General features: G+C 45.8%; 16 protein-coding genes. 15 read left to right on the top strand and 1 reads right to left on the bottom strand.

Annotation, left to right across the window (positions count from 1 at the left end; translation table 11 throughout):
* The first annotated feature begins 44 nt into the window (after nt 1-44).
* The 8 genes from J3491_RS01390 (at nt 45) to J3491_RS01355 (ending at nt 12,189) form a co-directional block, all read left to right on the top strand.
* Complete coding sequence (locus tag J3491_RS01390; protein WP_207968962.1) at nt 45-1,508, top strand: hypothetical protein; 1,464 nt, start codon at nt 45-47, stop codon at nt 1,506-1,508.
* Between the two features lie 70 nt (nt 1,509-1,578).
* Entirely contained in the window at nt 1,579-3,498 is a 1,920-nt protein-coding gene (locus tag J3491_RS01385) for a tetratricopeptide repeat protein (protein WP_207968961.1), read from the top strand.
* A gap of 58 nt (nt 3,499-3,556) precedes the next feature.
* Nucleotides 3,557-4,948: a glycosyltransferase gene (locus J3491_RS01380; protein ID WP_207968960.1), complete on the top strand. Its 1,392-nt coding sequence runs from the start codon at nt 3,557-3,559 to the stop codon at nt 4,946-4,948.
* A gap of 468 nt (nt 4,949-5,416) precedes the next feature.
* Complete coding sequence (locus J3491_RS01375) at nt 5,417-6,589, top strand: nucleotide sugar dehydrogenase (RefSeq protein WP_207968959.1); 1,173 nt, start codon at nt 5,417-5,419, stop codon at nt 6,587-6,589.
* A gap of 12 nt (nt 6,590-6,601) precedes the next feature.
* Complete coding sequence (locus tag J3491_RS01370; protein ID WP_207968958.1) at nt 6,602-8,125, top strand: glycosyltransferase family 2 protein; 1,524 nt, start codon at nt 6,602-6,604, stop codon at nt 8,123-8,125.
* 69 nt (nt 8,126-8,194) lie between these two features.
* Nucleotides 8,195-9,079: a UTP--glucose-1-phosphate uridylyltransferase gene (locus J3491_RS01365; RefSeq protein ID WP_207968957.1), complete on the top strand. Its 885-nt coding sequence runs from the start codon at nt 8,195-8,197 to the stop codon at nt 9,077-9,079.
* A 3-nt stretch (nt 9,080-9,082) separates the two neighbouring features.
* Complete coding sequence (gene pgi / locus J3491_RS01360; RefSeq protein ID WP_207968956.1) at nt 9,083-10,756, top strand: glucose-6-phosphate isomerase; 1,674 nt, start codon at nt 9,083-9,085, stop codon at nt 10,754-10,756.
* 32 nt (nt 10,757-10,788) lie between these two features.
* Entirely contained in the window at nt 10,789-12,189 is a 1,401-nt protein-coding gene (locus J3491_RS01355; RefSeq protein WP_207968955.1) for a UDP-glucose/GDP-mannose dehydrogenase family protein, read from the top strand.
* 71 nt (nt 12,190-12,260) lie between these two features.
* On the opposite strand, the gene J3491_RS01350 is transcribed toward J3491_RS01355, so the two are convergent.
* Entirely contained in the window at nt 12,261-13,748 is a 1,488-nt protein-coding gene (locus J3491_RS01350) for a phosphohexomutase domain-containing protein (RefSeq protein WP_424108335.1), read from the bottom strand.
* A gap of 126 nt (nt 13,749-13,874) precedes the next feature.
* Here J3491_RS01350 and mazG point away from each other — a divergent pair, with 126 nt between their 5' ends.
* The 7 genes from mazG to rapZ all read left to right on the top strand — a co-directional run bounded on the left by mazG (nt 13,875) and on the right by rapZ (nt 21,098).
* The gene (gene mazG / locus J3491_RS01345) at nt 13,875-14,741 is read left to right on the top strand and encodes a nucleoside triphosphate pyrophosphohydrolase (RefSeq protein WP_207968954.1); all 867 of its coding nucleotides are present in this window, start codon (nt 13,875-13,877) and stop codon (nt 14,739-14,741) included.
* Entirely contained in the window at nt 14,725-15,129 is a 405-nt protein-coding gene (locus J3491_RS01340; RefSeq protein WP_243456022.1) for a ComEA family DNA-binding protein, read from the top strand. The genes mazG and J3491_RS01340 overlap by 17 nt, the downstream gene beginning before the upstream one ends.
* A 163-nt stretch (nt 15,130-15,292) precedes the next feature.
* Nucleotides 15,293-17,491 carry a polynucleotide adenylyltransferase PcnB gene (gene pcnB / locus J3491_RS01335; protein WP_207968953.1) on the top strand — a complete coding sequence of 733 codons (2,199 nt, stop codon included), beginning with the start codon at nt 15,293-15,295 and terminating at the stop codon, nt 17,489-17,491.
* 24 nt (nt 17,492-17,515) lie between these two features.
* A complete protein-coding gene (gene folK / locus J3491_RS01330; protein WP_207968952.1) occupies nt 17,516-18,106 on the top strand; it encodes a 2-amino-4-hydroxy-6-hydroxymethyldihydropteridine diphosphokinase in 591 nt (196 codons plus the stop codon).
* 51 nt (nt 18,107-18,157) lie between these two features.
* Complete coding sequence (gene panB / locus J3491_RS01325; RefSeq protein WP_207968951.1) at nt 18,158-18,958, top strand: 3-methyl-2-oxobutanoate hydroxymethyltransferase; 801 nt, start codon at nt 18,158-18,160, stop codon at nt 18,956-18,958.
* A gap of 97 nt (nt 18,959-19,055) precedes the next feature.
* On the top strand, nt 19,056-19,937 hold the full coding sequence (panC, locus tag J3491_RS01320) for a pantoate--beta-alanine ligase (RefSeq protein WP_207968950.1): 882 nt from the start codon (nt 19,056-19,058) through the stop codon (nt 19,935-19,937).
* Nucleotides 19,938-20,126: 189 nt separating this feature from the next.
* Nucleotides 20,127-21,098, top strand: coding sequence for an RNase adapter RapZ (gene rapZ, locus J3491_RS01315; protein WP_207968949.1), 972 nt, complete (start codon nt 20,127-20,129; stop codon nt 21,096-21,098).
* Nucleotides 21,099-21,121: the final 23 nt, after the last annotated feature.

Genomic DNA, 21,121 nt, shown 5'->3' with positions numbered 1-21,121 from the left:
ACTTATCTTATCTATTATTATTGTTACTTACTAAGGAAATCCACATGAGTATTATCGTGCAAGCTGGGCATAAGACTTCTAAATCTAAGCAGGTGATGGAGAAGCTATATGAAAGAGGCTTGAGTAGGCCTAACGATAGCTATACTCATAATATGACTGCCGAACAAGTTTCAGAGACACTGTATAAGGTGCTTGTGCGAGAAAATATGTCATCTACCAATGAGAAGATGGCTGATAATGTGATGACGGACTTTCTTTTGGCTAATTTGGATGCTGAGAACTGGGGTTGGGAGTCTGATAAGAACCTAGCGAGTTTAGAGTATTGGCAGCAGATTGAACCTGATGTAGGGTTTGTTTTGGTATTTGATCATCCAAGTAATGTTTTTAAAGAATTTGCAGATGCCGTTCTAACTACAGACATGATTGATCAAGCTATAAATGAATGGGTTGATTACCATCAGAAAATGCTAGAAACACTTGAAACTTATGAAGGTCAAGCCATACTGATTGAGGGCAGCTGTGCAGCCGATAATATTAGCAAGCTAGGGGAGCAAGTTCAGTCCATTGCTAGTGGTTTGAGCCTAAAGAAGCATTGGCAAGTCTTTAAAGATGCTACAGATACAGTCTCAGATACCGACACTGCTAACCAAAGTAGTGCAGCGATAGATCATATCAATAATGAAATCCTAAAAAAATATCCAGAAGTGATTAAGCTGTTTAATACGTTACTGAATAAAGCGGCTATAAAAAGCAGTGAGCCAATCTATAGAACCAAACAGGCTGATTTAACAGAGTTGGTTACTGTCTTAAATGATCTGTATGATAAGCAAGAAAACCCCCAGCACTCAGTAGAAAAAGAACTGCTTGTAGAGCAATTATATGATGTTCAAAATCAGTTAGAGAGTCAGTCGTCAGCACATGAAATGTACAAACAGCAGAAAGTAAAAGAGTTTGGGCTACTTGAGAAAAAATTAGAAGAGGCAAAAGACAGTCAGAACCCAGCAAACGCTATAGATGGGAATAGATTAGCTGAGAGTCTAAAGCAAGAAAATGAGATGCTACTTAAGCAGCTGCATCGTACTCAAGAAGAGTTAGAAAAGTACTATTTAAAAAGCCAGTCGTTATCGCCTTCCAAAAAAAATGAGCAACCACAAGTAACTGCTCAGCAACCTTCTAAGGCACCAGTATATTATGGAGCAGCTGATAGGGTGAAGAATGATCTGCCATATAGGCTTGGAGCGAAGATGGTAAAGGCTAAAAAACCTAAAGATTTAGCGGTTTTACCTTTAGCTCTGTTTAAAGAATACCAAGAATTTCAGAGTTTCGATAGAAATCAAGTCGACTTACCAGACATAGAAGAATACAAAGACAATAGGGAAGCCGAAAAAGTAAAAAGTCATTTGTCTTATAAATTAGGTGATTTGTTTGTGAGCGGAATGACATCTCCTAAAGCTCTCATTAAAATGCCTTTTATGATGAGCCGAGAGATAAGAGAGTTCAAAAAGTAATTTTTTACGCTATGTGAATAGTAACGATATATAAACTAATAATGGTTCATTAAATTTAAATAGGCTTGATATGATTTCAACAAATATACTAAAGAAAGCTAACAATCTAATGTTAAATCAGGACTATGATAAAGCGTTAGAACTGTATAAGAAAGCGATTGTAGAGTATCCAGAGTTATCTGATACTATTCTTTTTAATATTGAACTAATTAAGAATAGAACGAAAAGAGAGGTTGTTGATTTTGCCAAAGGTAAACTGTCAAACAACGTCTTTGTCGGTATTGCGGCAATACCCGAAAGAGAATTAGCACTGGAAAAAACCATTAGTTCTTTGTTACCACAAGTAGAAAAAATAGGCGTCTATTTAAATGGATGGAGTTATATTCCAGATTATCTAAAACATCCTAAAATAATAGTTGAAGGATTTAAAGGCAAAGATTTAGGAGATGTAGGTAAGTTTTTCTGGGTCGATGAGCACAATGGTATATACTTTTCTTGTGATGACGATCTAATTTATCCAAAGAACTATATATCTACTACCATCGAAAAATTGGAAAAATATGAATTCAAGGCCTGTGTTGGCTGGCATGGGTCATTAATTAAAAAGCCTTATGAAGATTTTTATGATCAAAAGTCTCGACGTGTATTTACTTTTAAAGCTCATAGACCATTTGATACTCCTGTTCATATTTTAGGAACAGGCTGCTGTGCGTTCCATACTAGTATTATGCCTGTTAAGTTGAAAGATTTTATAGCGCCTAACATGGCAGATATATTTTTTTCGCTAAAAGGTCAAGAGTATAATATTCCTTTTTACGTAATTGAACATGAAGCTAACCAAATAGTTGCAGTTGAGGGTAGTGATGCTAGTTCTATTTATAAAGACTCTAGTTCAAATGCGCAAACAAGAAAGAACACAGTAGTTTTACAAAATAATTTTGTAAAATCGATTAATGAATGGACACTTAATAATAATCTACCTTTAAAGCTATTAATTATAGGAAGGTTTGGCACTTTTTCTAAAGGTGGTATTTATAAGTCTTGTAAACTTATTAAAGATGTATTAGTTAATCTAGGACATGAAGTAAAAACTCTCGATACAACTAATGATTTAGATGAAGATATTGTAAAAGATATAGATTTATGTTGGATATATCCAGGAGATCCAGTTAGGCCAGATTTTGTAAGCGTAGATAATAAAGTTAACTTTTTACAGAGCCGAAATATACCAGTACTTGTTAACTTATCATATCTTTATGATGATGATAGAAGTAACTGGATGGTAGAAAAAATAAAGTTTTATAATAAGTCTTCTAAAGTTCCTGTTTTTGCTACAGTTTTTACTGAAAGTGCAGCTCAGGATAGAATTTTTAATGAAATCAGAGAGTTTATATGTGTATTACCAAAAACAATTTTACCAACTGAAAGTAATGCCACTATTCCATTTCATCAGCGCGAAGGTATTTGTTTAGGTGATGCGACTAAGCTAAGCAATGAATATATAATTGGAGGTAACTCACATGCTTGGATTGAGGCGATCCATAGACGACTACCTCATGTCAACCTATATGCGTATAAACAATATTCAGGAAAAAATCCACCACATCCTAAAGTACAGTTTGTACCTCATATGACAGACGAGTTTGGAGACTGGATGGCACATAGGAAGTTGTTTATTTGTCTAAATGTTCATCTTACTTTTGAGATGGTGGCTTGTGAAGCTCAGTTTTATGGTACTCCTGCTGTTTATAGACATATGCCACATTCTTTAAGTGAGTATATCTCTGCCACAGGGATGGCTGTTAGAACACCGGATGAGATGGGTGAAATGGTTTCGTGGCTTTATAATAATGAAGTGGCATGGAATAACTTTAGTCAGTCTTCTTATTATAGAGCAAAGTCTAACCATGTTGATTATTTAGCATCTTCTTTAGAGGGTTATTTGAGATTAGCAATTATAAGAGCGAAAAGGTTGATTACATCGGAATAAAAATTTGATAAATATAATATAAATTTGTTTTCATTGCTCTTAAAGGATATAAGATTTTATGAATAGATTAGCATTAGTCCTGCTTAGTTCTCTACGATCTATAGTAAGAGGAGTAGCTATTTCAGCTTTAACTAGAGCTGATACGTTAAAAAATTTCAATATTACTAACGACTCATTTGTTTTAACGTTTGATTATTGTGAAGATTATAAAATTATAGAAAGTAAGTTGCAAAATGCAGGTTATTTGAAACAAAGTACTTTAATTAATATTTTTGATTATTTCAGTACCTTTGTTTATTCAAAAGATGAGATTGGTGAAGGGGAGATCCTTAAGTTACTTAAGAAAGTGAATTTTATTACTAAAGAGAAACAAAACAATAGATGTGTAAAATATATACTACCGGATGGCAGAGTTGTACTTGAGTACTTCAACAAAAATAATGATGTTTATCTAAGAGCAGTAACTTTAGGAGGGGCTTTTTTATGGGATTATACACCCATTATAGAATTGTATAATAATAATAAACTTATTAAAAGATTTTATAGCAATAGGGATTTTTGGGCATACTTTATTGAATGCGTATCAGATAATTATAACAAAGTACATATATTTCAAGATGCTTCATATAATAATAAAGTAGATACTAGAGATGTTTTCTGTGCGATAAAAAGAGGAAAGAGGTATTTTAACTATCGTATAGCACATGGTAGTACTATGATTGATATATATAATGATAAAGCTCTGCCTTTAGCTTCTTGGAGAGATGATGAATATTGGAGTGATTATGATGCAATAGTTTTTTTGACCAACCTTCAAAGAAAACAATGGATATCTAGCCAAGGAAATGATGGTAATTTAGTAGTTGTACCTCATGAATCAGGTCGGCAGAACCTAGGGTTTACTCCACGTCGAGGAAATAGATGTGTATATATTACTTCTTTAACTAAACCTAAACGTGTAGATATAGCTATTAAAGCATTTGCTAAAGTAATATCAGAAGTACCATCTGCATCTCTTGAAGTTTACGGTCAAGGTCCTGAGTATGACAGTCTTGCGAAACTAATTAATGATTTGAAAGTTGAAAAAAATGTTAGTCTTTTAGGATATCAAATAGATGCACAACAATATCTGAAAGGTGCTGCTTGCTCTTTATTTACTAGCGAAAGAGAGTCATTTGGAATGCCTATCGTTGAATCCTATGCCTATTCCTGCCCAGTAGTAGCTTTTAATGTTAACTATGGTCCAGCTGAATTAGTAATAGATGGTAAAACGGGCTTTAAAAATGAATTTGGAGATATTGAGGGCATGGCTCATAGTATAATAAAAGTTCTTAATAATGAAAATACGGTATTCAGAGAGAACGCATATCACAAGTCTAAGCAATATGAGAAAGAAAAAATAGCAGATCTGTGGAAAAGTCTACTTGACAAGACTGAAACGAGATATTAGTCAGCTAAAGTAAGTCCAGTATAAAAACGATACAGTGGGACAGGGATGAATTTTACGCAACCTCTGTCTGCGCAGGCACAGCACGCCAGAAAAATTTATACCAGTTCCACGTTGAAGTCAGATGTATCTGTTTTATTTAGGGTCGACTATACTTGTCACCGTTTGACCAAATTTTGCCACTTTTAACCCATTTAGAGGACTATCGATTGAATTGAAGATACTCTCTAGTTATGTATATATTAGGCCGTAAATTACACAGATTCGTTTTTATAATAAAACTATGAAAAATTTCTGCCGTAAAACTAATATAGTCAGTTCAGAGCAATATTGTTATAAATGTAAATGCGCTACTGAGATGGGTTTTGCGCAGTAGTGAAGATATGTAGTACATAAGTAAAGCTTATACTCGTAGTGTCATCTGTTTGTTAGATCGAGTTGACTATAGTCTATTATACTAAGGTATAAAATATGAAAAAAATAACTATCGTAGGCACAGGATACGTCGGTCTCTCTAATGCCGTACTTTTTGCACAAAAATATAGCGTTACCGCATTAGATATTGATCAAGATAAAATCAATAAAATTAATCAGCGTCAGTCACCAATTGATGACAAAGAAATAGAAAACTTTTTAGCTCGGAAAGAGCTGGATTTGTTTGCGACGACAGATAAAATACAAGCTTATACCGATGCAAACTATGTGCTGATAGCCACTCCGACCAACTATGATACAGATACCAACTGCTTTGATACCAGTAGTGTCGAGGCAGTCATCAACGATGTATTGGCAGTCAATCCGAATGCCTTGATTATCATCAAATCCACCATTCCTGTAGGCTTTACGCAAAAAACGAAAAGAAGACTAGGCATTGATAACCTTGTCTTTGCTCCTGAGTTTCTACGTGAAGGCAAGGCGCTATACGATAATCTATACCCTTCACGTATCATCGTCGGTGAGCGGTCAGAGCGGGCAGCAGAGTTTGCGCAAATGGTGGCAGATTGCGCAGTTAAAGAAAATCCAACCATTCTATTGACCAATAGTGCTGAGGCAGAAGCGGTCAAGCTATTTGCCAATACTTATCTTGCATTACGCGTTTCTTACTTTAACGAGCTGGATACTTATGCAGCGGTTCATGGTCTAGATACTGAGCAAATCATCAAAGGTGTTTGTTTAGATCCAAGGGTCGGGGATTTTTATAACAACCCCTCCTTTGGTTATGGAGGATACTGCTTACCTAAAGACACTCAGCAGCTACTGGCCAATTATGAAAATATACCGCAGAACTTGATACAGGCAGTGGTTTCTTCAAACAATACTCGTAAAGAGTTTATCGCCAATGATATCGTATCGAGTAACCCAAAGGTTGTGGGTATTTATCGTCTGATAATGAAAGCAGGGTCCGATAATTTCCGTGCGTCGGCCATTCAGAGTATTATTAAACACTTAAAACGACTGGGTACGACGGTGATTATCTATGAGCCGAAGTCTGATGAACATAGTTTTTTAGACTGTGAAATTGTAAATGATTTAGAAGAGTTTAAGAGTAGGTCAGATGTTATTGTAGCCAACCGACTCTCAGAAGATTTATCAGGTAGTTTGGATAAGGTATATACTCGAGACTTATCTGGTTCAGATTACTAATTAGGTCTCGATTTGAAATACTTTTCTTATGTTAAAAACAAGCAGTTCGCTCAGGCTTTAGCAGTGTTAAAGCCCAGGCAGCGCTATATTACTGCTAAGCGGCGTTGGTATGCAGCACGTCTGGGCCTATATCGTACCGTTTCAAAACATTCTTCATGGTTATCAGTAAAGACACCGCGTCATACAGTGGTATCTACTATTGCCAATATTAAGCGTAAAAATTTAACGGATGAGAAGGCCAAAAGTCATATAGAGCAACTCTTGTATGATAAACGCTACTATCAATTTCATCATGAGTTGATCAAAGAAACGATATCACTTTACCCTGAAGTGGTATTTAATTTTTTGAAAGCACAGAAAGAAAAGTCAGATACGTTAGATAGTTCTTATTATCAGGGTCTATATATTGCGCTTTTACAGCAGCATGATCCACTAAGTACTCATATTGATCATTATTTAAGTGATTTTTTGGCATATCCAGCAGATGCCGAGTATGCAGATAAAAGCTGTCTTTACAGTAATATCGCCCTTCATACACCACTGGCGAAGCTGGCCAATTTAAATCAAATATTTACTTATCATCAGCTTGATCAGATAGCGTTGTCCGATGAGCAGCAGAAATTCACTGTAGCCAATCTAATAACAGTAGAGAATCTTGACAAGCAAGAAGAGTCTCGAGGTCATCATCAGCGGCATAAAGTGACAGTCATCGTTACCACCTATAATGCCAGCAAGACAATTGAAAGCTGTATTCATAGTTTGCTGATGCAGACGTGGCGCAACTTAGAGATAATAGTCGTTGATGATGCCAGCACTGATGATACACTACAGCGTTTAGGGTCTTTGAACAGTCGCTATAAAGACTTAACGGTCATTGCGTTACCGAAAAATGTAGGAACATTTGCTGCCAAAAGCATCTGTGCACAGTATGCGACAGGTGAGTTTTTGACCTGTCAGGATTCTGACGATTGGGCGCATCCACAAAAAATAGCAGAGCAAGTACATCCATTGATAACAGACGCTAGAGTTATGGTTACGACCTCCCACTGGTTGCGATTAGATCATGAGGGTCAGTACTATGTCAGGCAAGTGTATCCTTTTATGCGCCAAAACCCCGCTTCTCCCATGTTCCGCTTGCAGACTGTCAAACAAGAGACGGGGCTATGGCATATCGTGCGCACAGGGGCGGATAGTGAGTTTTTTGAGCGTTTAAAACTAGTCTATGGCAATGAGCGCATCGTAGTTGTTAAAAAGCCGCTGACCATCGCCAGCCATCGTCCAAACTCACTCATGACCTCAGAGCAGTTTGGTATCTACAATCGTACAGCAGCCCTGTCTCGCTTAGACTATTGGGAAGCATGGCGACTGTGGCACATAGAAACACTTCATCAGAAAGCCAGTTTGATTATGCCGAGTGTCGAAAAACAAGCCAATGCGACACACGCTTTATTTGTTGGAATACCAGATAGCATAAAAGTAGATAAGCTGAGCTTAAAAGAAAGCTTAGATGCACATACAGTATTGAGTAAGCTTTGATGTGAGCTTTAGGCAAAGCACTTGATTAAATACTAACGATCAATAGTAAGCCAATAGGATTTTTGAGGTATGAAAAACATCACCCACGCCGTTATTCCTGTCGCAGGCTTTGGCACTCGTATGCTGCCACTGTCCAAATCCGTGCCCAAAGAGCTGCTGCCACTGGGCAATCGCCCCGCCATTCATTACGTGGTCGAGGAAGCCATCGCCGCTGGTATCAAACACATTGTCCTCGTCGGCCATGCACAAAAGAGCGCGATCGAAAACTACTTCGATATCAATGCCGAGCTAGATACGCAGCTGCGTCATAAAGGCAAAGACGAGCTGGCCGATAGCCTGAACTGGCTACCAGAGGGCGTGACGGTGTCGATGATCCGTCAGGGCAAGGCGTTGGGGTTGGGTCATGCGGTATTGGCCGCCCGACCCATCATCGGCGAGCATGACTTTGCCGTGTTATTGCCTGATGTGGTGCTCGATCCATACACCACCGACATGAGCGTGGACAACTTAGCCTTTATGATCGATGCCTTTGCCAACGATGGTCATTCACAGATATTGGTTGAGAGCGTGGCAGATGAGGACGTGCATAAATACGGTATCGCGCAATTGAGTCAAGCGTTTAGTGATGCGAGCGATATCGATGACAACACAAATAGCAATAGCAGTGTTAAGGTGGCAGGGTTCGTCGAAAAGCCCAGCTTAGCAGACGCGCCGTCCAATCTCGCGGTGGTCGGCCGCTATGTGTTTAGCAATCAAATCTTTGACTATCTGGCGCAGACTACTGCCTCGGTCGGCGGTGAGATTCAGCTGACCGATGCCATCGATGCGCTGATTAGTGAGTCGGGGGTCAATGTGACGACGATGCGTGGTGATAGCTATGATGCCGGCGATATGCGCTCATACATGCAGGCGTTTGTCTACTTTGCCGAGCGGCAACTCGCGGACGATAAGTAACCCATGGACGATAGACAGCAAGATAGCGCTTATCGCAGCGCCCGCCACTCGGTATATTGGTCTCAGCTACAGAGTGTAGCGGCGCAGCGCTGGTCGGTGGCGGATTTGTTTGCGCAAGATGCCACGCGCGCCACGCGTTTTAGTACGCGGGCGGGGGCGCTATACATGGATTATAGCAAGCAGTGTATCGATGAGACGGTATTATCTAACCTTTTAAGCCTTGCTGATAGCTGCGACCTATCGGCTCGTATCGAGGCGCTGCTACAAGGCGCGATGGTCAATACCAGCGAGCAGCGCGCGGCACTGCATACAGCGCTACGTCTGCCAGCGACCGCCGCGTTACAAGTGGACGGCCAAGACGTGGTGGCTGATGTGCATCACAGTCTGGCGCAGGTGGCTCGCCTATCGGCGCGGGTACGCAACGGCACGTGGCGCGGATTTTCGGGCAAGGCCATTACTGATGTGGTCAATATCGGCGTCGGCGGCTCAGATCTTGGGCCTTTGATGGCGACGACGGCGCTTGATGAATGGGCTGATACTGATATCGACGTACATTTTGTCTCCAACATGGATGGCACCCAGCTAGACAACCTGCTCAAGCACCTCAATTCTGAGACCACTTTATTTATTATCTCGTCCAAATCCTTTGGTACGGTAGACACCTTATCCAATGCCAAGACCGCCTTATCATGGCTGCTCGCTACTGCCAAACGCCATGCGGGTACAGAGGACAGCGTGCTGCGCCGACATTTCATCGGTATCTCTGCCAATAGCGCAAAGATGCGCGCGTGGGGGATTCATCCTGAGCATCAGCTACAGCTATGGGAGTGGGTCGGCGGCCGGTTTTCGATGTGGTCGGCGATCGGCCTTGCGCTGGCCATTCGGATAGGTATGGCGGGGTTTAAGGCGCTACTGGCAGGCGCGCACAGTATGGATGAGCACTTTGCTCAGGCTGACTTTGCAGAGAATTTACCGGTCTTATTGGGTTTGATTGCTGTTTGGAACAGTACTTTTTTACGCGTCAATGCCCACACGGTACTGCCTTACGATGGGCGTTTGAGCTATCTGCCAAGCTACTTAACCCAGCTTGAGATGGAGAGTAATGGGAAGTCAGTCACCCAGCACGGCGCGCGTCTCGACTATGATACCTGCCCGATACTGTGGGGTGAGATCGGCTCCAATGCGCAGCATGCGTTTTATCAGCTGCTGCATCAAGGAACGCAGCAGGTGTCATGTGATTTTATCGCCTGCGTGCGCCGTTATCATGATAAGCAAAAAAACGCACCGTTGCAGCAGCAGCATGAGCTATCGCTCGCCAACTGTCTGGCCCAAAGCCGAGTGCTGGCCTTTGGGAATGCCGCCGTGGCAACAGCTGGCAGTGATAGCGTAGCCGATAGCGCTGCTGATAAATACAAATACTACCGCGGTAACCAGCCGTCAACCACCATCTTACTCGATGAGCTGACCCCGCATAGCCTAGGCGCGCTGATTGCGCTGTATGAGCACAAGGTCTATGTCATGGCCAGCATCTGGGATATCAACCCCTTTGACCAATGGGGGGTTGAGATGGGTAAGCAGATGGCGGAGTCCGTGTATCATGCCATGCAAGATGAGCGTGAAGGGCAGTTTGATAGCTCCACCGATCAGCTGCTACGCCACATCAATCAGCTGTCTTAAAGCCTATAATCATCAGTTTACAAGGTAATATCATGAGCACGGATAATAGTGATAAGCGTTTGTCTGACCTGCGGGGCTGGCAAGCAAAGCCAGTAAAGGAGACTGATGTCTGTGTGCTGGTCGGTCATAGTATCGAGGCTATCACCAGTGCGGTGGTGCTGGCAAGCCTCGGTCAGTGCGTGCATCTGTATGCGGATAAAGCCCTACTGACCCAGCAGTTAGAGCAGTATGGTTTTGAGCATCATCTGCAAGCACTGTGGCAGATGTATGAGCAGCAGCAGCTGATCAGTCACCACGCGTTACCCAATAGTGCAGACCAGCTGTTGCAGCACTATGATAAAACAGGCGATGGCACTCATAACGCCGCTGATCATCCGCCCAAACCAGCCAGAGTGGCGCTATATTGGCTATTTTTAGACAGTATTGACGCGATATGGCTAGAGGACGGCTGGATTACCGCCTTTAATCACAGTCATCAGCAGTCGCTACCGCTGATCATGAGCGGTATTCAGGCATTAGGGCAGGTCGCTGCACTGGCGCAGCGGCTGCAGCGGGCGTGGGTGTATTATGTGCCCTTTGTGTTTTTAAAAGACGGTGATGCTTATAGCTCGATGTTAAACCCTTCCTTGTGGCTGCTGGGCGAAAAAACGCCAGAGAGTAGTCAGCATTTGGCCATATTAAAGCCATTGATGCAGCATGCAAGCGCGTCCCATCATGCCGATATCGCGACCATTGAGTTTGCTCGTAGTAGCATCATGGCGATGCTGGCGACGCGGGTGAGCTTTATGAATGAGATGTCGCGCTTGGCAGATAGTCAAAACGTCGATATTGAACAAGTAAGCCGTATCATGGGCTTAGATCAGCGGGTGGGCAGTAGTTACTTACAAGCAGGATGGGGCTTTGGTGGCAATACCCTGCCAAGTGAGCTGCAGCAGCTGCAGCAGTCGAGCCAAGCGCGTAGCCTAGATATGCCGCTCTTAGAGTCGGTCATACATATCAATGAAGATCAAAAAGAGCTGATATTTCGTAAGTTTTGGCAATACTTTGATGGGTTTATCGACAATAAAACCGTGATGATCTGGGGCGGTAGTTATAAGGCTGGTTCGGGGCTTACAATTGAATCAGCTATTCATCCATTACTCGCTTTGCTATGGTCGTACAATATCCGCACACTGGTCTATAGCGATAAGGCGCAACATGAGCTGACTGTGCTGTATGGGCAGCAGCCGCTGCTGGAGCTGGTTACCCAGCCTTATCAGCATCTAGCAGAGGCGCAGGCTATTTTTATCATCAGTTGGTCACCGCGTGATCAGTTAGATATTGGCAAAATCAATCAGTACGCCATGCCGATATTTGATGCGCAAAACGCCATGAGCCGCTCACAAATTGCGGCCTTAGTAGGAAGCTATATGGGCATCGGTCGTGCGAAATAAAGGCGCGCTCATATTCACTAGCGAGCCTTTATTGTCTGACCATTAGCACTCTTTGTACCAAGGTAAAGGCTTTATGCTGGCATCGCCCCTTGTGCCGCCAGCCACTGCTCGATCTCTTGTATCTTATCCGCCAAAAGTGGCTGATCGCCGCGCGTTTCGATATTGAGCCGAATGAGCGGCTCGGTATTAGAAGCGCGCAAATTAAAGCGCCAGTCGCCAAAGTCGAGGCTTAGGCCATCAAGGGTGGTTTTGCTGGGGTTTTGGCTGCGATACTTGTCTTCAATGGCTTTAATAATAGCAGGCGCGTCATTTGTGGTGAGGCGAAAGTTCATCTCCCCTGAGCTGGGGTAAGCATTGATATAGCCGGTGACCAGCTCCGACAGCGTCTTACCGGTGATGGATAGCAGTTCAATGGTCAGGAGCCACGGAATCATACCGCTGTCGCAATAGAAGAAGTCACGGAAGTAGTGATGAGCGGACATCTCGCCGCCATAGACCGCGCCCGACTCGCGCATCACTTGCTTGATAAAGGAATGCCCAGATTTACTGATGACCGCCTCACCCTGATGCGCGTCAATCACCGCTTCGGTGTTGTATATCACTCGTGGGTCATAGACGATTGACTCGTTTGGATACTTATTTAAAAAGGCTTGCGCCAGCATACCCACCACATAGCTACCATCGATAAACTCGCCTGTCTCGTCGAACAAAAAACACCGATCAAAATCGCCATCAAAGGCAATACCCAGATCAGCTTTGTGAGTCAAAACCGCTTGCTGCGTCGCGGCTCGGTTGGCGGTAATCATCGGATTGGGGATGCCGTTGGGGAAGCTACCATCAGGGGTATGATGCAGCTTGATTACCTCGATCGGCGCGCCTGCTTGTGTTAATTTGTCAGTTAGTAAATCAACGACAGGGCCGGCGCTACCATTACCGGAGTTGATGACCAGCTTTAGCGGTTTGAGCTTGTCGGTGTCGATAAAGATCATCAAGTGATTGATATAGGCGCTTTTATCCGTCAGCAGCTGCAATGCCCCTGATTTATCACTGCTGGTAAATTGCCCAGACTCTGCCAATGCCTGAATCTCTGCCAGTCCATCATCAGCGCTGATGGGTTTTGACTGCTCTTTGACCAGCTTTAGGCCATTGTAGTTGATCGGATTGTGACTGGCGGTGACTTCGATACCACCTAAAGCCGCATAGTGGCTGGTGGCAAAATACACCTCCTCAGTACCGGTCATGCCAAGGTCGATGACATCGACGCCTGCATCGACTATCCCTTTGATGGCCGCTTGTTTTAGCTCCTCACTTGAGTGGCGAATGTCACTGCCGATGACGATAGCGGGCTTTAGCGTCGCCAGCTCACTGTCTTGATTAGCGGACGCTTGCTGATACCGCTGAAACAATATCTGCGCAAAAGCGCGACCAATACGATAAGCGATGTCTTCATCGAGACTAACGCCGAGCTCACCGCGAATATCATAGGCCTTAAATGAGCCAATCACCATCGGTGGAAACTCAGACGCTGGTTGATAGCTGGGGACGGTAGAGGTGGGCATAATGATATATTCCTTTAATAAATAATAAACAGTGAATGGCGGTATTTATACCATTATAAGCCAGTTGCTATTCAATGATACACTAGCTGACACAGGAACCAACCCGCAAAAACAAGAGCGTCTTTTATGAAACCGTTAGAGCAAACCACGTTGCCACCCACGCCTGTACAAGGCACCCCTGAGGCCACCGGCCAGATTGATGATTTACTTACCTTGATGGCGCGGCTGCGTGCTGACTGTCCGTGGGACAAAAAACAGACCAATCATAGCCTGATTCCTTATGCCATTGAGGAAGCCTACGAGCTTGGCGAAGCAGTACAAGCGAATGATGACGAAGACATCAAGGGCGAGCTGGGTGATGTACTGCTGCAAGTGGTGTTTCATTGTCAGCTCTACGCTGAGCAAGGGCGTTTTGATATGAGCGATGTGATTGCTACCTTGCAAGAGAAGCTCATTCGCCGTCACCCGCATGTGTTTGAAGCGGAGACACTGACAGACGACGCGGCGGTCAAAGCGCGCTGGGATGAGATCAAGCTCGAGGAGCAGCAAGCCCGCGAGGCGCGCGGCAAACCCAAGCGCCGACTGGATAATACCAAAGCGGGTAGCGCGTTGATGCAAGCGCAGTCGGTACAAAGCCAAGCGTCAAAGTTAGGCTTTGATTGGGAGGGGGTAGCTGGCGCGTTTGAGAAGTTAGAAGAAGAGGTCGAGGAGTTAAAGGCGGAGGTTAGGGATAAATCCAAGGCGGAGATAAAAGCCAATATTAGCGATATCGAAAAAGAGTTGGGCGATTGTATGTTTGCGCTGGTCAATGTGGCGCGCAAGCTCAGCCTTGACGCCGAAGCGGCAACGCTGACCTGTGTGCATAAATTCAAATCACGCTTTGGCTATATCGAAGCGCAGCTGGCGGCGGCAGGCAAGCGTCTGGAAGATAGCGATATTGAGGAGATGGATGCCTTGTGGGAGGCGGCAAAACAACATGAACGCTCATCATAAGCCTGGCTTGATCGGTGCTATGCTCAGCACAGCCGTCAGCGCAGTCGGTGCGGCTGCCGCTGGGGCAGTGCTTATCATGACGCTCATGCTAAGCGAGGCCTTGGCAGCGACTTGTTTTGCCAGTCCGCAGCAAGCATACGCGTCTTTATTGGCGCAAGAGACCGCGCAGTTGCAAGCACGCACGCAAACGGTGGTCAATATCAATCGTGCCGGTGAGGGCGAGCTGGTTTCGCTGCATGGTATCGGCAGTAATAAGGCGCAGGCGATTGTTTTATACCGCGAGATGTTTGGCGGTTTTCAGACGGTCGATGACTTGGCAAAGGTCAAAGGCATCGGTCAGAAGACCGTTGAGAAAAACCGAGCGCGCATCAGCGTACAAGATGAATAAAGGCGTTTGGCAATAATCAAGGCGAATATTGACAAAATAGCACGTAAGTAACGGTCATAACACACCCAGCAGGCGCAAAATTTGTTAAACTAGTCGTTACATCCGCCTGATAAACACTGTGTCTGTTAGGGGTGATCAAAGAATACCGGCGAGGAGTAGATGCATGGCCGAGCGTGCCGCCAAGCAGTTAGAACTGAATAAATCTGAATTACCCAATTCCATTACTGAAGTCATTGCCACATTGACCCGAGCTGGGTTTGATGCCTATATCGTCGGGGGCGGGGTGCGTGACACATTATTGGGTCTGCGTCCAAAAGACTTTGACGCAGTGACGGATGCCAAGCCGCATGAGATCAAAGACGTCTTTGGAAAGCGCTGCCGTATCATCGGCCGCCGCTTTCAATTGGCGCATGTGTATTCTGGCCGTGAGCTGATTGAAGTGGCGACGTTTCGCGGGCCACCGACCAACAATGCCAATACCAACCAAGATGGTATGATTTTGCGCGACAATGTCTGGGGCGATATCAAACAAGACTTTGCCCGTCGTGATTTTTCTATCAATGCGCTCTATTACCAACCACTCAAAGGCGTGGTCCATGATTTTTGCAGGGCGCTTGACGATATCGACAACCGTATCATTCGTCTGCTTGGCCACGCGCCTACTCGTATCGAAGAGGACCCTGTACGTCTGCTACGGGCGCTGCGTTTTAAGGCCAAACTTGGCTTTGAGTTTGATGAGGCATTGGCGGAGCAGTTCCATGAGGACAACTGGGCGCTACTTGAGCAAATATCGCCGCATCGTCTCTATGACGAGACGCAAAAGATGTTTACCGGTGGCTATTTGGTACCGCTATTGCCGTTATTGTTTGAGTCAGGGGCGATGGATAGCTTGGTTATTTATCCACCTGCTGAGCCAAGCGCACTGGTCAAGCAAGTGGCGATCAATACCGACAAGCGCATCGCTGCTGGCAAAAGCATCAATCCGGCGTTCTTTTATGCGGCGCTATTGTGGGAAAACTACCTGCACCAGCTAGAAAAAGCCAAAAAACGCAACATGCCTTTTGCCGATGCGCAACTGCACGCCGCTGGCAAAGTCATCGACCGTCAGCGTATCAAAACCGCCATTCCAAAGTTTGCTGAGCAATTTATCCGTGATATCTGGATTTTGCAGCCCAAACTGTCGGCACCGCGTAACAAGCAAATCGTCCAGCTCTCTGAGCATCCACGTTTTCGCGCAGGTTTTGATTTTTTATTGCTGCGTGAGCAGTGCGGCGATGCTGAGCATCCCTTGTCTGAGTCGACCAATGGTATGGGCGAATGGTGGCAGACGTATCAAACGCTCTCCACGTCCGAGCAGCAGCAAGCGATTGATGTATTTGATGAAAGCATACGCCGCGGCGCCTACAAAAAAGGTCAGCGCGGCCGCGGGCGCAGTCGCCAAAACCAAAAGTCAGATAGCAGTATCGATAGCGTGACAGATACCGCGTTGACCAAACCATCAAATGCGCCTCAAAAAGACAGCGCTGATACAGGCGGTATTCCTGCGCGTCGCCGCCGTGCCAAATCACAGCCAGCGACTAGCAAATCAAATAGTCAGCCAAACAGTAAGTCAAGCGCTGGCCGTCATGATGACAATCAGCCATTGTCGCAGGACGAGGCTGAGCTGGCACAATTGCAGCAATTGTCACTGACCGCTATCAAGCAGTCGCACAAAAAGCCTGCCGCGCCAAAGCCATTATTTGTCATCGAGCACGAAAAAGTCGTACCGCCGCTAAAAAAACAGCTGCCGCAAGATAAAGAGGCTCAAAGCGCTGCTCAAGACAAACAGCAAGCCGCGCAAAAACAACCGCAAAAACAATCAAAGGCGCAAGTAGAAAGCCCATCCACAACACAGCAGACGCCATCGGCTCAAGCTGTTAGCCGCGATGATAAGCAGGCAGCCGTCGCATCGGTACCAGATAAGCCTGCGCTCACGGTTGCCCAGTCGCCAGCATTGGTGAGTCTCAATAATGCGCCGATACCTTATAAGCGTCGCCGCCGTCAGCCCAGCAGTACTGCTACTACGACCAAAACGCAAGCGACCGATGCCAGCGAGCAGACGCCCGTAAAACCGGCTAAGGCTTATGCAAAACAAGCGCCAAAACCTGCTGCTCAGTCTACTACCGAAGCTGAGCCGCCAGCTAAGCGCGGCACAGACCATAAAGAAGCCGCTACTACTAAAAAAACAAAAACGTCCGCGCCCAGCGCGAGCAAAAAAACACAAACTGCAATGCCTCAGACGATCATCAGTCTGATAGAGACGGATAAAGGCCCGATACCCGCAAAGCGTCGCCGTCGTCAGCCTAGCACCAAAGACGTTTGATCGGTGACTGTGAGAGCCAATGGTATGAATAATCGCCTTCATAACAGTCAAAGCACCAATGGTGCTGTAGACGTCAATAGCACAACTGATCACGGCAGTAATCAGGACGCCGCAGAGTGGGCATGCGCTTATGTGGGGTTGGGTAGTAATTTGGCCAATGAGCTGGGCTCGCCGACCGAACATCTACAGACCGCCCTCAACGCGATGCAAGCGCATGCGCAGATACGTCATCTGCAGGTGTCATCTTTTTATGCGTCAGCGCCGATGGGGCCACAAGACCAGCCTGACTTTATCAATGCGGTCGCGGGGTTTGAGACGACGTTATTGCCGTTTGAGCTATTGGCGTTTTGTCAGCAGTTAGAGGCGCAGGCAAAACGGGCACGTTTGCGCCGTTGGGGCGAGCGCAGTTTGGATGTCGATATTTTGTTATATGGTCAGCTGCAAATGACGGATGCTAAGCTGACCATACCGCATGCTGGATTGTGTGAGCGTAACTTTGTCTTGCTGCCGCTACGTGAGTTAGCGCCAAAGCTACAGGTATTGGGCAAGCCGATTGCGGACTATCCACCAAGCTGCGATTGGACAGGCCTCAAGTTATTAAAAAGTAACTCATGAGCGGTGCGCTCGCCAGGTATTCAGCTGATAATCAAAGGGATTGAGGGCTATATGACGACGTTATCTACGCTAAATAAATTTAAAAAAGAAGGCACCAAGTTTACGTGCTTGACCTGCTATGATGCGATGTTTGCGCGGATGATGGACAAGGCGCAGATTGACACGATCTTAATCGGTGATAGCTTGGGTATGGTCGTTCAAGGCCATGACTCAACGCTGCCAGTCACGGTTGACGATATGGTTTATCATACTGCCAATATCGCTCGGAGTAACAGCAGCGCTTTGATTTTGGCAGATCTGCCGTTTATGAGCTACGTCACTTTGCCAGAAGCGGTGGCCAATAGCCGCAAGCTGATGCAGGCGGGCGCGCACGTGGTAAAGATAGAAGGCGGTCGTGAGCTGTGCGAGCTGGTCACAACCTTAGCGCAGGCAGGCACCCCAACGTGTGTGCATCTGGGGCTGACGCCGCAGTCGGTCAATGTCTTTGGTGGCTATAAAATCCAAGGCCGCGGTGAGACAGCCGCAGACAAGCTACTGGCTGATGCCAAAGCCGTCGTCGACGCAGGCGCAGCGCTGTTGGTACTAGAGTGTGTGCCCGCTGAGCTGGCCAAAGCGGTGACCCAAGCAGTCGCGGTACCAGTGATCGGAATCGGCGCAGGCGCAGATACCGATGGTCAGGTGCTGGTCATGCATGACATGCTTGGTATGGCACACGGCCGCGTGCCGCGTTTTGTCCATGATTTTTTGACCGATGCGCGTAATCGTGCTGGCAGTATTGAAGGCGCATTTGCCCTGTATCAGCAGTCGGTACGCGAGGGCAGCTTTCCTACCGCCCAGCATCAATTTAGCTAGTTTTAATTTTTAAGTTGAATTGATGATAGCTTAACCTTTTAGTGAGTTTGACTTTGTCTTTGGGCAATTACGATTATTAAGAACAGAAGGCTTTATCATGCCAATCATTTATCAGCAGATATCAGAATTGCGTGCAGCGCTGCAGCCGCATCGCACTCAGCAATCTATCGCTCTGGTGCCGACGATGGGTAATTTGCATGATGGCCACCTTGAGCTGGTAAACATCGCCAAGCAACACGCTGATATTGTGGTGGTGAGTATTTTTGTCAATCCCACGCAGTTTGGTGAAGGTGAGGATTTTGATAGCTATCCGCGTACGCTGGACGCAGATGTGACAAAGCTTGCCACAGTGGCGGCCGATTATGTTTTTGCGCCCAGTATCGAGGAGATGTATCCAGTCTTGCCGCCCGCGACAGCAGTGCTGGCAGGGACGATTAGCGCGCAGCTATGCGGGCAGTCACGTCCTGGACACTTTGATGGGGTGGGTATCGTGGTGTCAAAACTGTTCAATATCATCCAGCCTGATGCGGCGGTGTTTGGACAAAAAGATTACCAGCAGTTGGCGATTATCAAGCAGTTGGTGCGAGACCTTAGTTATCCGCTAGAGATTATCGCCGCGCCCATTGTCCGTGCTGCTGATGGTTTGGCGCTATCATCACGCAATCAGTACTTAACGGCAAGCGAGCGGCAGGTGGCTCCTGTGCTCCATCAAGCGCTGCAAGGTTTGGCGCAGCAATTGCAAGATATAAAGATAGCGCCGCAAGGCTCGATATTGCCGCACATAGCGGCGTTACTTGCACAGACGCGTGAGCACCTCACAAATGCAGGGTTTACTGTTGACTATTTAGAGGTAAAAACCGCTGAGCTGGATGCTATGACAGAGGATTTTGATAAAGATGAGCAAGACATGGTTATTTTGGTAGCGGCATGGCTGGGGCGCGCGCGTTTATTGGACAATCAGCTAGTGACGATCAAGTAGTCATTATGTAATTCGCCGTCATATCATTAGCCATCGTAATATCGCAATGTGCAGGAAGCAATAGCGTCAACTACCGACAACAATTTCCATAGCCGCTCTGTGGCAAAAGCAAGACCGCTTTTATGATGGCTGAGTAGCGTGGTTTGGTATGTATGGCTTGGGATAACCTAGGACAGGTGGGTGATGGACATGGAGCAACACAATAGCAATCAGCACTCTGAGCAGGCTTCGGAGCAAGTGCGACGGCCAGCCGCTGCAGATGCACTTAGCATCCTTGTCGTCTCAGGCCGCTCAGGCTCTGGCAAAACATCAGTACTCAATATCTTAGAGGATCTTGGGTATTATTCTATCGATAATTTGCCTTTATCTTTGGTGCCACAGGCAGCTCATAAGCTGGTGATGGAAAGTGGTATACGCCGTATTGCCCTTGGAGTCGATATTCGCACACCGCGCGCTGATTTGTCTAACTTTGCAGAGACTTATGAGGCGCTAAAAACAACGTATGGCAAGCAGGCGGTCAAAGTCGTTTATGTCACCGCGCAAGAGCATACTTTAATCGCGCGGTTCAATGCCACTCGCCGTGTCCATCCGCTGATGTCGCAAGATGTGGACAGTGATAACGCCCGTCATATCGCCTTTAACTTGCCAGCGGCTATCAAAAGAGAGATAGAGCTGCTAGAGCCGATAGCAGGTCACGCTGATATCAGAGTCGATACCAGCAGCTTAAATATCCATCAGTTAAAAGACAGCTTACGTGCGCATATCGGCATGGACAATCAGATTGTCATCAATCTTTTGTCTTTTGGGTTTAAGTATGGCAGCCCTATCGATGCTGATTTTGTCTTTGATGTGAGGGTGTTGCCAAACCCGCATTGGAACCCTGAGCTGCGAGCGGCGACTGGTCTAAATGCAGAGGTCGCCACATTTTTTGCCGACTATCCAGAAGTGGCAGAAATGACCGATGATATCGATCAGTTTTTGACGCGCTGGCTGCCTGAGTTTTTGCACAACAACCGTCATACCGTGACGGTGGCGATTGGTTGTACAGGCGGCAAGCATCGCTCGGTGTTTATCACAGATGCTTTGCAGCGCCGTTTGGCACAGAGCATGCCAGCAGGGGTCAAGGTGTTGGCCAAGCACCGCGAAAAAAGCCGGTGGTAAACCCCTAGGGCGTGTCTTCAATT

The organism is Psychrobacter halodurans, from assembly GCF_017498075.1.
Lineage (GTDB): Bacteria > Pseudomonadota > Gammaproteobacteria > Pseudomonadales > Moraxellaceae > Psychrobacter > Psychrobacter celer.
The sequence above is the reverse complement of the archived record's forward strand: the minus strand, read 5'-3'. Positions and strand labels throughout refer to the sequence as shown.

Excerpts from the sequence above, each read along its gene's own strand:
- J3491_RS01350 (WP_424108335.1), bottom strand. The coding sequence starts at position 13,748 with ATGCCCACCTCTACCGTCCCCAGCTATCAACCAGCGTCTGAGTTTCCA.
- mazG (WP_207968954.1), top strand. The coding sequence starts at position 13,875 with ATGAAACCGTTAGAGCAAACCACGTTGCCACCCACGCCTGTACAAGGC.
- pgi (WP_207968956.1), top strand. The coding sequence starts at position 9,083 with ATGGACGATAGACAGCAAGATAGCGCTTATCGCAGCGCCCGCCACTCG.
- J3491_RS01365 (WP_207968957.1), top strand. The coding sequence starts at position 8,195 with ATGAAAAACATCACCCACGCCGTTATTCCTGTCGCAGGCTTTGGCACT.
- rapZ (WP_207968949.1), top strand. The coding sequence starts at position 20,127 with ATGGAGCAACACAATAGCAATCAGCACTCTGAGCAGGCTTCGGAGCAA.
- J3491_RS01340 (WP_243456022.1), top strand. The coding sequence starts at position 14,725 with ATGAACGCTCATCATAAGCCTGGCTTGATCGGTGCTATGCTCAGCACA.
- J3491_RS01375 (WP_207968959.1), top strand. The coding sequence starts at position 5,417 with ATGAAAAAAATAACTATCGTAGGCACAGGATACGTCGGTCTCTCTAAT.
- J3491_RS01390 (WP_207968962.1), top strand. The coding sequence starts at position 45 with ATGAGTATTATCGTGCAAGCTGGGCATAAGACTTCTAAATCTAAGCAG.
- J3491_RS01385 (WP_207968961.1), top strand. The coding sequence starts at position 1,579 with ATGATTTCAACAAATATACTAAAGAAAGCTAACAATCTAATGTTAAAT.
- pcnB (WP_207968953.1), top strand. The coding sequence starts at position 15,293 with ATGGCCGAGCGTGCCGCCAAGCAGTTAGAACTGAATAAATCTGAATTA.
- J3491_RS01380 (WP_207968960.1), top strand. The coding sequence starts at position 3,557 with ATGAATAGATTAGCATTAGTCCTGCTTAGTTCTCTACGATCTATAGTA.
- panB (WP_207968951.1), top strand. The coding sequence starts at position 18,158 with ATGACGACGTTATCTACGCTAAATAAATTTAAAAAAGAAGGCACCAAG.
- folK (WP_207968952.1), top strand. The coding sequence starts at position 17,516 with ATGAATAATCGCCTTCATAACAGTCAAAGCACCAATGGTGCTGTAGAC.
- panC (WP_207968950.1), top strand. The coding sequence starts at position 19,056 with ATGCCAATCATTTATCAGCAGATATCAGAATTGCGTGCAGCGCTGCAG.
- J3491_RS01355 (WP_207968955.1), top strand. The coding sequence starts at position 10,789 with ATGAGCACGGATAATAGTGATAAGCGTTTGTCTGACCTGCGGGGCTGG.